12 protein-coding genes are annotated in these 12,279 nt (G+C 50.9%); 11 read left to right on the plus strand and 1 reads right to left on the minus strand.

The window, feature by feature from the left end:
- The first annotated feature begins 20 nt into the window (after nt 1-20).
- From J7M22_02945 to J7M22_02965, 5 genes are all read left to right on the plus strand, one after another.
- The gene (locus tag J7M22_02945; protein MCD6505561.1) at nt 21-1,334 is read left to right on the plus strand and encodes an aspartate aminotransferase family protein; all 1,314 of its coding nucleotides are present in this window, start codon (nt 21-23) and stop codon (nt 1,332-1,334) included.
- 98 nt (nt 1,335-1,432) lie between these two features.
- Nucleotides 1,433-3,502, plus strand: coding sequence for a BatA domain-containing protein (locus J7M22_02950; GenBank protein ID MCD6505562.1), 2,070 nt, complete (start codon nt 1,433-1,435; stop codon nt 3,500-3,502).
- Nucleotides 3,499-5,262: a BamA/TamA family outer membrane protein gene (locus J7M22_02955; GenBank protein MCD6505563.1), complete on the plus strand. Its 1,764-nt coding sequence runs from the start codon at nt 3,499-3,501 to the stop codon at nt 5,260-5,262. The genes J7M22_02950 and J7M22_02955 overlap by 4 nt, the downstream gene beginning before the upstream one ends.
- A 287-nt stretch (nt 5,263-5,549) precedes the next feature.
- On the plus strand, nt 5,550-6,620 hold the full coding sequence (locus J7M22_02960; protein MCD6505564.1) for a sigma-54-dependent Fis family transcriptional regulator: 1,071 nt from the start codon (nt 5,550-5,552) through the stop codon (nt 6,618-6,620).
- A 335-nt stretch (nt 6,621-6,955) separates the two neighbouring features.
- On the plus strand, nt 6,956-7,261 hold the full coding sequence (locus J7M22_02965; protein MCD6505565.1) for a hypothetical protein: 306 nt from the start codon (nt 6,956-6,958) through the stop codon (nt 7,259-7,261).
- Between the two features lie 50 nt (nt 7,262-7,311).
- Here J7M22_02965 and J7M22_02970 read toward each other — a convergent pair whose 3' ends face one another.
- Complete coding sequence (locus J7M22_02970) at nt 7,312-7,530, minus strand: hypothetical protein (GenBank protein MCD6505566.1); 219 nt, start codon at nt 7,528-7,530, stop codon at nt 7,312-7,314.
- 191 nt (nt 7,531-7,721) lie between these two features.
- On the opposite strand from J7M22_02970, the gene J7M22_02975 reads away from it, so the two are divergent.
- From J7M22_02975 to J7M22_03000, 6 genes are all read left to right on the plus strand, one after another.
- A complete protein-coding gene (locus J7M22_02975; GenBank protein MCD6505567.1) occupies nt 7,722-8,747 on the plus strand; it encodes a P1 family peptidase in 1,026 nt (341 codons plus the stop codon).
- Between the two features lie 467 nt (nt 8,748-9,214).
- A complete protein-coding gene (locus J7M22_02980; protein MCD6505568.1) occupies nt 9,215-9,778 on the plus strand; it encodes an RNA polymerase sigma-70 factor in 564 nt (187 codons plus the stop codon).
- Nucleotides 9,775-10,137, plus strand: a complete 363-nt coding sequence (locus tag J7M22_02985; protein MCD6505569.1) for a hypothetical protein — start codon at nt 9,775-9,777, stop codon at nt 10,135-10,137. Before J7M22_02980 ends, J7M22_02985 begins: the two co-directional genes overlap by 4 nt.
- A 5-nt stretch (nt 10,138-10,142) precedes the next feature.
- Entirely contained in the window at nt 10,143-10,829 is a 687-nt protein-coding gene (locus J7M22_02990; protein MCD6505570.1) for a hypothetical protein, read from the plus strand.
- A 15-nt stretch (nt 10,830-10,844) separates the two neighbouring features.
- The gene (locus J7M22_02995) at nt 10,845-11,009 is read left to right on the plus strand and encodes a 30S ribosomal protein S2 (protein ID MCD6505571.1); all 165 of its coding nucleotides are present in this window, start codon (nt 10,845-10,847) and stop codon (nt 11,007-11,009) included.
- Between the two features lie 38 nt (nt 11,010-11,047).
- On the plus strand, nt 11,048-12,058 hold the full coding sequence (locus J7M22_03000) for a hypothetical protein (GenBank protein ID MCD6505572.1): 1,011 nt from the start codon (nt 11,048-11,050) through the stop codon (nt 12,056-12,058).
- Nucleotides 12,059-12,279 lie beyond the last annotated feature (221 nt).

Below are 12,279 nucleotides of genomic sequence, written 5' to 3' on the forward strand. Positions count from 1 at the left end.
AGAGATGGGGAGGTTAAAGGATGAAGAGGGAGAGGATTGTCAGGATAGAGGGAGAACCTAAATCGAACGAGATCAGGCGAAAAGCGGCAGAGCTGATAGCGAGAGGACATAAGACCTACACTCCGACACAAGCCGTTATCTCCAGGGCTGAGGGGGTGTATCTCTGGACCGTCGACGGCGCCAAACTCCTGGATTTCGCTTCCGGCGTGTTGGTCGCCAATCTGGGCCATAATAACAGATACTTTGAGAGACGGTTTGAGGAGTATTGCAGGGGAATTCCCAGAACAGCCTATAACACCTTCACCCCGCTTGAGATACAGGCCGCGGAGAGACTGATCGCCAGCTTGAACTCTCCAAGGCTTCAAAGGGTAATGTGGGCCGCCACCGGATCGGAGGGGATAATCAAAGCGATCTGGTCCGCCATGCATAGATATCCCGACCGGCACATAATCTTAGCCACCAGAGGTGGATTCCATGGCAAAAAGGGACTCGCCGGAGATATCACCGGTGAGAGCTCGAAAAACCCAAACGTCAGATTTATATCCTTTCCGCTATGTGACTACTGCCAGGAGGTTGAACCGGAAAGGAAGGGAATGGAGGAGGTCTGCAGGCCAAAATATGAAAGGGAACTGAAGGCATTGGCTGAGGAGTTCCCCGGGAAGATCTGCGCCCTTGTCACCGAACCCTATCTCGGCGCGAGGGGGTCCTTCCATCCGCCGAAGTGGTACCTCCAACTATTGGACCGATGGTGCCATGAAAACGATGTGCCGTTCATACTTGACGAAGTGCAATCCTGCTTGGGAAGAACAGGAGAGATGTATGCCTTCCAGAAATACGGGATAGAGCCCGATATCGTAGTTCTGGGAAAAGGTGTGGGCAACGGCGAGCCTGTGAGCGTCGTGGTGGGTAGGGATGATCTGATCGACTCGTTGGATTATGGCGAGGGGTCCGACACCTACAGCGGTAACCCACGCGCCTGCGCCGCTATCTTGGCCGTCCTGGATACCTTTGAAAGATTTCCCATAATTGAGGGCTGTCGCGCTTCGAGTAAGGTTATGGCTGAGGGGCTGAACTCACTCAAAGAGGAGTTCGACTTCGTTAAATTTGTCCGCGGCGAAGGGTTGGTATGGGGTGTTGAGATGGAAAGCGATGAGATCGCCGCAGAGGCCGTGTTGAAATGCTATCTGCAGTATAAATCAGATGGGTTAGGGCTTCACTTGATGGGACCGCTTGCGGGAAAGGTGCTGAGGGTTTCCCCGCCTCTGGTGATAAAGCCAAACGAGGTGAGGATCGGATTGGAATTAATGCGCAGAGCGCTCGCTCAGATTCGCTGAATTTTAACATTAAGCTGGGCGCTTCTGGTTTGAGAGAAGGTTGTGTGTTATAATTAAGCCCGATGTGTATCAGTTCTGAATCGGAGGCGATATCCTAAGTGGGATTTCTCAATTCGATATACCTCTTTGGCCTTCTTTCCGCCGTTATACCGTTTCTGATCTATCTCTGGTTCCGCAGGCGGGCGAAGGTGATCGATTTCAGTACCCTGAGGTTTATCCTGGAAGCTCATAGGCGAAGTGTGAGGAGGATACAGTTCCGCCAGCTTATCGTTCTGATCCTCAGGGCGTTGATACTTGCCTTGATCGCCGCCGCGATAGCCCGGCCAATCCTCAGCGGTGCCCTCCCCGGGTTAAAGGCTCAGGCCCCAACAGCATGTGTCATCATCCTGGATAACTCTTACAGCATGGGATATGAAGGAATCAGGGGAAGATGGTTCGACCTCGCTAAGAAAAAGGCGTTAGAGGTGCTCAATTCATTAAAACGGGGCGATAGCGCATCCCTTATCCTCGCCTCAGATCACCCCGACATTCGATTTTCATCCCTTATTCAAAACCTGGATGAGATCAGGCTCGAAATACAGAACGCCACTCTTTCCTATCGTTCGACCGACATCCTCCGATCGATCGAAGTGGCCAACGAACTGCTGGAGCGGTCGGGAGAGGAGAACGGGGAGATATACCTGATCACCGATATGCGACGTAACGGCTGGCAGAACCTAGGAGGATCGAGGCTCAAATTAAAGGCCCATCTCTTCATCCTGCCTGTCGGAGAGGAAAGCCCCGATAATATCGCCATCACCTCGGTGAAGTTCAATAGATCGATCCTGCCTGTGAACATACCGGTTAAGATGGATGTGAGAGTGCGAAACTTCTCCGATGCTCCTATAAAGGATGCTGTCTTGGAAGTATCGGTGGATGGGGAGAAGAGACGACAGATGACTATTTCCATACCACCCGGCGATGAGGTGAGAAAGGAGATCACCTACATCTTCAGAACGCCTGGATATCATTTTGGATGGATTCAGATCTCGGGCGACAGGTTGGCGGCGGATAACAGGCGGTTTTTCTCAAGATATGTGAGCGGAGGGGTGAAAGCCCTATGTATCAGCGATAGAACTTCCTACCTGACGTATGCGCTTAATCCCTCGCTGGGTTTGATCTACGAGGAAAGTCCAGCTATTATCCCGACATCGCTTACCACAGAGCGGTTCGAGAGGGAGATAAACGACATTCCGCTGGAATCATACGATCTGCTTGTACTGGGGGCCGGATTCAGCATGAGCCAAACGGTCGCTGCGAGGGTGGTGGATTACGTGGAAAACGGGGGAAAATTGCTCGTGTTCCTGGGAGGGGAGGACAAGATTCCTGATCTTAAGGGTCTCGAGCCGATATTGCCCGCCCTGCCAGTTCAGATCAGGGAGGCTGATCCTCCGCTGAAACTGGGATCGTTCGATCGAAGACATCCTGCCCTGGAGCCTTTTAATCAGGAGATGATCTCAGGACCGCTTTCCCCGGATTTCTTCAACATATACGCCTTAAAAGTAAAAGATAAGTCCGAAAACCTGATGAGATTCTCCGATGGTACCCCCGTCATTCTTGATAGGAAAACGGGCTTGGGCGAGGTGGTTCTTCTCAACGTTTCCTCCTGGAACTTGAACTGGACGAATTTTCCCCTTAAGCCCATTTTCCTGCCGCTGGTTCAACAGATCGTCCTCTATTTGGCCTCCCCCCTTCAGGAAACGGAGGTCGGGGTAGGGGGCAGAACGGTGTTGGATGTCGGAGAGATACGATCGGTTAAAGTCTCTCTCATCTCAGAAGGTGAGTTTCCTCAGATATCCCTGCCTGTGAACGAGAGTGGGAAGGTGGAGTTCGCCGAAACATCTATGCCGGGAATCTACAGGATCGATCCAAGCTCAAAAGGTGGACGTACGATCTATCTCTCGGTGAACGTTCCGATAGATGAATCGGATCTGTCGGAGATCGATCCGGAGGTTATATCAAAGGCCTTTGGGGGAAACTCCGTTCTGATCGATTCAGTCTCCGACATCGAACGTCAAATCCGCAGGATGAGAAGGGGAACGGAGATATGGGGTTGGCTCTTAGCGATGGCCTTGGGGCTGATGGCCGTTGAGACGGTCCTATCTAACCTAGGCGCGGGGGTAAAATGATCGGGAGAACGTTGGTCTTTCTTACCCTCCTGACGATCGCCGCTTTCTCCAGAGGCGAGATAGGTCATCCGGAGTATCTCTTCATCAAGGATATCACATTTAACGGTAACAGATCCATACCTTCCACCGACCTTCAGGAAGCGCTGGGGATAAAAAAGGGGGATATCTACGATAGAAGGAAGCTTCGCGAGGGAATCGATCGGGTAAGGGCGCTTTACATAAGCAAGGGTTACACCTTTATGCGGGTGATAAAGATCACCCCATGGGTGTTCGACCACGATGTTATATTGAAGATAACCCTGGACGAAGGGATCATCGGTAAAATAGAGGTGATAGGCAATTGGAGGACAAAAACGGAGGTGATCAAACGTGAACTTCTATTTCGAGAGGGTGACCCGTATAACCGTGAGGATGCGCTTGAAAGCGAAAGGATACTCAGGAGGAAATCATACCTTGGCGGCGCCGATATAACAGCCGCTTTCGATGAGAGGATAAACGCCGTATCGGTAACGGTTAAGGTCATAGACCTATGGACTTTCTTCCCTTTTATCAGCCTTCCCATATCAAGTGAAGGAAATTCGAAGCTAATCCTGGGCCTTTACGACATGAACCTCTTCGGATACGGTCAGAGCTTGATGTTCAAATATGAGCGTGAGAGCGTGGATGGTGTGAACCGTAGAATCGGCGGTTCCTTTTCAGATCCCAGAATAATAGGCACGCATTGGCATCTCACAGCCAGCTATTTCAGCCAGTCAATAGGGGATTCCTGGAGGCTAAGTCTTGTCAGGCCCCTTTACTCCTTAAAGGCCAAATGGTCGGCCGAGATTAAAGGGGCAGACATACACGATTTGCTGAACCGGTATAAAGGAGGGAAGGTGGTAGCGGAATATCATCACGCTTTAAGCACATGGGATCTGCTGCTGACCCGATCGACCGGCACAAGGCGGAGATACAATCGAATCTCGATATGGCACTCTTATCGCGAGGATCTCTTCACCTTAACGGGGGGACGGGATATAATCGGCTCCCCCAAAAATCGGAAGCTCAGCACGTTAGGCCTTACAGCTATGCACGCCAGCTCTGAATTCGTGCGGGATAAGTTCGTGGACAAGCTAGGTGATGTAGAGGATATAGAGCTTGGTTCCGGCTATCAGATCAGTCTCTTCCACTCGGATAGGATCTACGGATCAGACCGCAATGAAACCGGCGTATCAGCGCGTTTCCACTCGACAAACAGGATGTACGGAGGTTATCTGAGATCGGAGATGAGGCTAAAATCAGGTCTCAGGGAGATATCGTTTGATAATTCCGTTTTCTCCGGTCAGGTTCGATATCTGATGAAGGCGAAATCCCAGCCTCATTCCCTCGCTTTCAGGCTGGCCTGGCGGATGGGGGTTGATCCCTATCTGAACCGTCAGATCCTCCTGGGAAGCAATAACGGGTTAAGAGGATATCGATCCAACAGATTTGAAGGGGAGAGCATGCTGCTGTTGAACTGTGAGGTAAGGGTGCTCTTCTTTAAAACCAGATATCTCGTCCTAGGTGGGGTGCTGTTTGCCGATATGGGATATATCTGGCATGGTAAGTTCGAGGAGATCGAACCATCGAAGATCAGAAGGGGAATCGGTGTGGGGCTTAGGATAGAGCTGCCGCGTTTGAATGGCTCTCCTGTCTATAGGCTTGATGTGGGCTATCCGCTAGATCCTGAAAGAGGAGATCCAAGGCGGGTCATATCCTTTGGATTAGGCCATCTCTTTTGAAAATTCGTCAATTGTTTAACTCCTTAAACACTCTCTCCGTGGCGTACATCCCCTCTCCATCGATCTCAAAGCCTCGATGTTTTCGTATATAAACCCGATGTTAATATGGGTGAACATTTCATATGCGCGGTGGAAACCAGGATGAAACCTTCTTCATCCTTAAAACCCGCATAGTTATTGCCTTTGAAAGACCTTTCCCCTTTTATGAAGCACCTGGCATATCTATTGCACAAAGGAGGAATGACCGGTGATATGAAAGACCTGAAAAAATCTGCGAGGGAGGAGCTATGGATAGAGATATTCTCGAAGGCAAGGTGATAACTTTGCCATCCTATAACGGCAAGCATAAAGCGATAGTGGGAACAAGTCCGTCCTTTATGAAGGCGCTTGAACTTGCTCAGAAGGTTGCCCAAAGCGATGTGACAGTTATGATATTGGGTGAAACGGGGACTGGAAAGGAGCTACTGGCCAGATTCATTCATCATAATAGCAAAAGGAGATCCGCCCCCTTCGTACCGGTTCACTGTGCCTCTATCCCTGAAACTCTGCTTGAAAGCGAACTTTTCGGATATGAACCTGGGGCCTTCACGGGAGCCACCAAAAGGAAGATGGGAAAGTTCGAGAGGGCTCATGGCGGCACCCTATTTCTGGACGAGATAGGAGATATGCCCCTTTCAATGCAAGTGAAGGTTTTAAGAGCTCTGCAGGAGAAGGAGATCGAAAGGGTTGGCGGTTTAGAAACTATAAACATCGATGTCAGGGTGATAGCCGCCACCAATCGTAACCTTCAGGAGGAGGTGGAAAACGGGAATTTCAGGAATGACCTCTATTACAGGATCAGCACCGTCCCAATCTACCTACCACCTTTGAGAGAGAGAAAAGAGGATATTCCGGTGTTGGTGGAATTCTTCATCAGAGCGGCGACCGGGGAAAATGGGCCTCAGATTACAGTCTCAGATGAGGCGATGGAGATGATGCTGGAATATACCTGGCCAGGCAATGTTCGCGAGCTTGAAAACGTGATCCACAGAGCGGTCGTGCTGCAGACAGACGGGATAATCAGACCCGAACATCTATGGCTTTCAGAGAAATCACCGATAGCTAAAGGATATGGAGCAGAGCCTCCTAAGCGATCGACTTCCAGAGCCAGGAAGACAACCGATCTGAAAGCGGCAGCCAAAGAGGCCGAAAAGAAAGCGATTCTTCAAGCGTTAATAGCCAACAAGTGGAACAGAACCAAAACGGCCAAGCAGCTTGGCATAAGCTACAGAGCTCTAATGTACAAACTCAAAGAATATGGCCTAAGGGAGATGGAATATTCGGACATAGCGAAGGAAATTATGAACCCCGGTACCTGATCGGGAACCTTTCTTCAGATTTCAAAGGGGAAAAGTTCCCCCTCCTTTTCCACTGGGAATCTTCCTGCCTAAATTGGTAAAAAGCTTGCACATACCGCTTTGGCAGGTGTTTCTAGGGAAATGATGAGCGTTATTGGAGTTCTACCGGTCTTTTATATGCAATAATTTGCATATCATGTCAATTGCCTGAAACCTCCCTTCCCCTCGACAAACCCGCGTATCAAGCGGGTTTGTCACCCCATTTTATGTCCTGGTATGCAAGTTGCATCACATACAATGCAATCGATGAACCGACTCAACGGTTGGTTCATGAAAACATCATGAGGTGGTGTGTTATGGCTAAAGCTCTGGAGAGGCTCCGCAGAGAGAAAGGTCAGGCCCTCATTGAGTATACTATCATTGTAGGTCTCCTGGGTCTGGCGATGGTAGTGGCCATAGCTAACGTGGCCGATCAGATCATGGACATCTGGAACGACATAACACAGGATCTGGACACGATCGACGACGGAGTGTCCGATTCGGATCTGACCTTTCCTGTAAGCAACGCCGATGGAAGCAATTTGGACGGTGGCTGTGATCATGGTGGCATTGGCGCTGGATCCAATGACAGCGACGCCGGTGGATACCGTGACGAGATATAATGTCATAACTTGATCGAGGGGCGGAATAAATAAGAGCCGCCCCTCCTGAGTTATCTGGAGAGAATCTGTGAAAGCTGATCGTTTATCTCCTGAAGATGACTCGAAATCTGGTTGATAATCGATGCGGATTGGTCAAGCAATTTCTTGATCTCATCGGCAAGCTCGGTAATGCCGATTGCCATAGTCGCTATGGCGCTTAAAAGCAGAGCATACTCCGAAGTTGTCTGCCCCGTCTCATCCATGAGACGCGAAGCCCACCCCTTTAACATAACTCACCTCGCGAGCCTGATCTTCCAGGTCTTTCGTATCACCGGATCGGCCGGTCATCCTTCCATGACGGCCAGCCGAAACTTAAACTAATTTTACAACGAAATAGGGATCATAACAACCCAGTTGACAAACCGCTTGAGATTAAGTATCATGGGTAAGGAGACCGTCGAAGATATCGGATGTTGGGAAGATGAGACCTAGGAGCTTTGAGATCGGATTGAGGATAGGGATTCTGAATCAAAGCCGCTTTGACGCCATAACCGATGTCCCCGACGTAAAGGTGGGACATACCACGATCATCGAAGGTGATTCGATCAGAACGGGCGTGACCGTGGTCATGCCGCCAGGGGATAACCCGTTTGAAAGGAAGCTCCCCGCCGCCGTGCACGTGATCAATGGGTTCGGCAAATCGGTGGGATTGATTCAGGTCGAGGAGCTGGGCGTGATCGAATCGCTCATAGCCCTCACGAACACCCTGAGCGTCTGGCGCGTGGCTGACGCGATGGTGGATTGGCTCTCAAAACTCAATCCGGGTGTCAGATCGTTTAACCCAGTCGTGGGGGAGTGCAACGACGGCTTCCTCAACGACATACTCGCCAGATCCATAACGCCTGAGCACCTGTTCCGGGCGATAGACAGCGCTAGGGGAGGAGAGGTCGAGGAGGGAAACGTCGGCGCGGGGACAGGGATGAGCGGATTCGGGTGGAAGGCGGGGATCGGGACCGCCTCAAGGGTGGTGGAGATCGAGGGCGAAAGCTTCACGCTGGGCGCTCTGGTCGTCACGAACACCGGCTCCGCCCCCGACCTCATCATGGGCGGCGTGCATGTGGGCAAGATGCTCAGACCGGAGACGATCGAGGGGGAGAGCCCCGCAGATGGAGGCTCTATAATGATCGTCATCGCCACAGATGCCCCCCTTGACTCCAGAAGATTAAAGCGCGTGGCGAAGAGGGCCACCTTTGGCTTGGCCAGGGTGGGAGCCATGGCGTTTCACGGAAGCGGTGACTTCGTTATAGCCTTCTCAACCCAACCTGATCGGTCTCCTCTCCCTGATGAGCGCATCTCCCCGCTGTTCCGGGCGACTGTGGAGGCGGTTGAGGAGGCTATCTTGAACTCCATCCTTAAAGCCGAGACGATGGTGGGAAGGGATGGCAACACCCGATTGGGCATTCCGATAGATCGCCTGACCGAAATCCTCAGCGGTTTCCGCCGTTAGAAATATCTTCATGCAAACTCATAAAGAGGAACAGTGCCAGCGGGACGGATAGCCGTTCACTATAATGCTTCGATCCTCCGTGCCTTGCCCTTAACACATCTTCTAACCTTCAACATCTGATTCACCCCCGTCTATCAGATCACAGTGTAGATAACTCTTCTGATCATGAGAAGCGCTCTTATTTCCCTTGAGTGTAGCGGTTATCCATGAGGAGGAACGAGGAGAAGGGAAATCCGTTGCACGTTCAACGTTTAACGTTGTAACGTTTTTCCGTCCTGGTTCCTCGTTCCTTTTCGCCCTGAGAAATAAGCATTTCTGACCTCTCAGATCTCCGCTACACTTAACGATAATATGAGCGATGAGAAGAGATAGGGTGCTGATCGGTACGCACTCAAGGGGAATGCGAGCGATTTTATTTCGAACCTTTTCGCCGGTGATCTGTTTATATAGGTGGATGGAGGTTAATTATGCTGGAGACTCTTTCCGATGAGGAGCTTATGCTTCGATTGAAATCCGGTGAGCTTGAGGCTTTCAACGTACTCATGAAACGCCATAAGGATTCCGTTCTCAACTTCTGCTATCGCCTCACAGGACGTAGGGAAGAGGCCGAGGATATAACGCAGGAGGTTTTCATCAGGCTGTTCAAAAGCGCTGAAAGTTATTGTCCGAAGGCGAGGTTCACAGTCTTCCTCTACACCATAGCCAGAAATCTCTGTCTGAACTACCTCGACAGGGAGCGACGAAGACCTGATATGCTTTCGCTGGACGAGGAGATGGAAGCCGTTGAAAAAATTCATTCCAAACAACCCTCGCCCTCTGAGGAACTCGAGAGAAAGATGCTCATGCAGACCGTCGAAAAGGCGATAAACGGGCTTCCCGAAAAGCTGAGGATCGTCTTCGTGCTCAGCCTCTATGGAGGACTGAAATATAGGGAGATAGCGGAGCTTCTCGACTGTCCTCTGGGCACGGTGAAATCCAGAATGGCCGAGGCATGCAGAAGATTGAGGAGGAAATTGGAGGGAATCCGATGAGGTGTCTAAAAGATGAGGAGATCATAGCTCTCCTGATGAACGAGCCTACAGAGGACGAACGGGAAAGCCTTGAGGGACATTTAACACTCTGTAAGAGGTGCCGAATGAGACTCGAATCCTTCAAAGGGGTCTTGGAAATCTGCTCGTCGTTTGAAAGGATGAAAACCTCGGAGGATTTCGAGAGCAGGGTCTGGATGGAGCTTTACAGGGACCTTGAGCATAAAACACGGCTTGGGAGGATGTTCGTTGCAGCGAGGATCTCTAAAACCCCTTCGAAAAGAAAGACAATGCGGATTTACCCCTCATTCCCCTTTGGCGTCACCAGAACGGGGAGGGGAGAGATCAAACGTGGAGGTTGAGAGAGATGAAGAAGTCAAAGATATACGAGCCTGATTTCAGGATAATCGAGCTTCCGGGGGAGAGGATGGAGGTCGAGCTGAGATGCGATCCATCCTTCTTCGGCGTCTTCGAGGAGGGTTACGAAGTCGAGTGGTATTTCTATGACTATCCTGAGAGGAGACTCACGGAGGTCGTGCTGACGAGATGCGTGGGGAAGGTAATCATAAATGGCGAGGAGTGTTTCGAGTTCCACTCCTTCGACGGGGAAAGGAACTTCGAGCTTTCAAGACAAAGCTACTATACCTTCCGAGATGATGGCATCTATTGCATAACGAGGGAGAAGGATAAACCCGCCGTTGAGGAGCAAAAAGATTATGTGCTGCCACTTAAGCTTTACCCCGGATTCGAAAGAAGAGCTGAGTCCGAAGGAGAAGTTCTGCTTGAGAGGGTAACCGATGTCGTGCTTCTGGATTTTGGACCTAAGAGATTTAAATGTTTGAGGTATCTCTGGGTGAGCGAACCAGAAAGTACGGAAAGAATGGTAGCCGTCGAGACCTTCATAGATGATAAGGGATGGAATATCCTATTCAGAAGATACAACGGAAGAGGGTGGAAAAACATCGAACGGTTGAAGGAATGCCCGAAAATGGAAATTGAGGGCGAGACCTTCTATCTCTGGTACGACTGTGTTCCCGATTTCGTCTTTCCGTAAAGGGGGTAATGCTCGATGACTGAGATTACGGTGAAACAGCTTATCGAGGCGGGGATGCATTTCGGACATCAGACTGACCGCTGGAATCCCAAGATGGAGAGGTATATCCTCACCGAGCGGAACGGGATTCACACCATTGACTCCGATCACATCCCGACTTTGACCGAAGCCTATAGCTGATGTATAATCGGTCTGAATATCCGCTTGGAGGTATCTCGATGAAGGACATCTCAAAGTGGCTCGTAGCGATCACCTGGATTTTGATGATAGGAGGTATGGCGATGTCTGAGACCAAGCTGGGGGTTGAGGGAACGCGGTTCACCATCAACGGGGAACCGACCTTCCTCCTCGGAATCAGCTTCTACGGAGCTCTGGGAGCGTCGAAGGAGTTCATACTGAAGGACCTGGACGATATGCAAAGGTATGGGTTCAACTGGATTCGAGTCTGGGCAACCTGGTCGGCCTTCGGAAACGACGTCTCGGCCGTCGATCCCAATGGAAATCCCCGCGAGCCGTATCTCGGTAAGCTGCGATGGCTGATCGAGGAGTGCGATCGGCGAGGGATGGTGGTTGACGTCACCCTCTCACGGGGAAACGGGATCACCGGGCCGCCGCGCCTTCAAAACCTGGAATCCCTCAGCCGTGCCGTCCGGACGCTTCTGGAGGAGCTCAAACCCTATCGGAACTGGTATCTGGATATGGCGAACGAGAGAAACATCAGGGACAAGCGATATGTTCCGTTCGAGGAGCTGGTGGAACTGAGGAAACTGGCGAAAAAGCTCGACCCCGATCGACTGATAACCGCCTCACATGCCGGGGATATAGGTGAGGATGATCTGTGGAGGTATCTGCTGGAGGTGAAGGTGGACTTCATCTCGCCTCATCGTCCGCGAAACGGCAGATCGCCCTCTCAGACGGCTGACCGGACGAGGGGATATATCAAGCTGATGAAGGAGATCGGAAGGGTTGTGCCGGTGCACTATCAGGAGCCGTTCAGGCGGGGCTTCAGGCCGAACCGGTGGGAACCGAAGGCCGAGGATTTTCTGAGGGATCTCAAAGGGGCGAAGGATGGAGGCGCGGCTGGATGGTGTTTCCATAACGGCGATCAGAAGAACAGACCCGAAGGCAAACCGCGGAGATCCTTCGATATGCGTGAGAAAAGGATGTTTGAGCAGTTAGACGGCGAGGAGATGAAGTTTTTAAAACGGATGTCAGGGATGTTCCATTAAGTCTGTTCGCTCATATCATCGCTGAGTGTAGCGGAGATTTTTAAAGCTACCGTCCGCCGCTTATAGGTCATTTATTGTCATTTGTCGTCATTTGTCGTCATTTGTAGTCATTAATGACGGCGAAGCCGATTGGGAAAACGTTAAAACGTTGAACGTTGGAACGTTAAACGTTCTAATGACGGTTGAGCTGTGGACGGCGGACAATTGGCCATAGATACTAC

The organism is Candidatus Poribacteria bacterium (assembly GCA_021162805.1).
GTDB lineage: Bacteria > Poribacteria > WGA-4E > B28-G17 > B28-G17 > JAGGXZ01.

Excerpts from the sequence above, each read along its gene's own strand:
- J7M22_02945 (MCD6505561.1), top strand. The coding sequence starts at position 21 with ATGAAGAGGGAGAGGATTGTCAGGATAGAGGGAGAACCTAAATCGAAC.
- J7M22_02955 (MCD6505563.1), top strand. The coding sequence starts at position 3,499 with ATGATCGGGAGAACGTTGGTCTTTCTTACCCTCCTGACGATCGCCGCT.
- J7M22_02960 (MCD6505564.1), top strand. The coding sequence starts at position 5,550 with ATGGATAGAGATATTCTCGAAGGCAAGGTGATAACTTTGCCATCCTAT.
- J7M22_02965 (MCD6505565.1), top strand. The coding sequence starts at position 6,956 with ATGGCTAAAGCTCTGGAGAGGCTCCGCAGAGAGAAAGGTCAGGCCCTC.
- J7M22_02970 (MCD6505566.1), bottom strand. The coding sequence starts at position 7,530 with ATGTTAAAGGGGTGGGCTTCGCGTCTCATGGATGAGACGGGGCAGACA.
- J7M22_02975 (MCD6505567.1), top strand. The coding sequence starts at position 7,722 with ATGAGACCTAGGAGCTTTGAGATCGGATTGAGGATAGGGATTCTGAAT.
- J7M22_02980 (MCD6505568.1), top strand. The coding sequence starts at position 9,215 with ATGCTGGAGACTCTTTCCGATGAGGAGCTTATGCTTCGATTGAAATCC.
- J7M22_02985 (MCD6505569.1), top strand. The coding sequence starts at position 9,775 with ATGAGGTGTCTAAAAGATGAGGAGATCATAGCTCTCCTGATGAACGAG.
- J7M22_02990 (MCD6505570.1), top strand. The coding sequence starts at position 10,143 with ATGAAGAAGTCAAAGATATACGAGCCTGATTTCAGGATAATCGAGCTT.
- J7M22_02995 (MCD6505571.1), top strand. The coding sequence starts at position 10,845 with ATGACTGAGATTACGGTGAAACAGCTTATCGAGGCGGGGATGCATTTC.
- J7M22_03000 (MCD6505572.1), top strand. The coding sequence starts at position 11,048 with ATGAAGGACATCTCAAAGTGGCTCGTAGCGATCACCTGGATTTTGATG.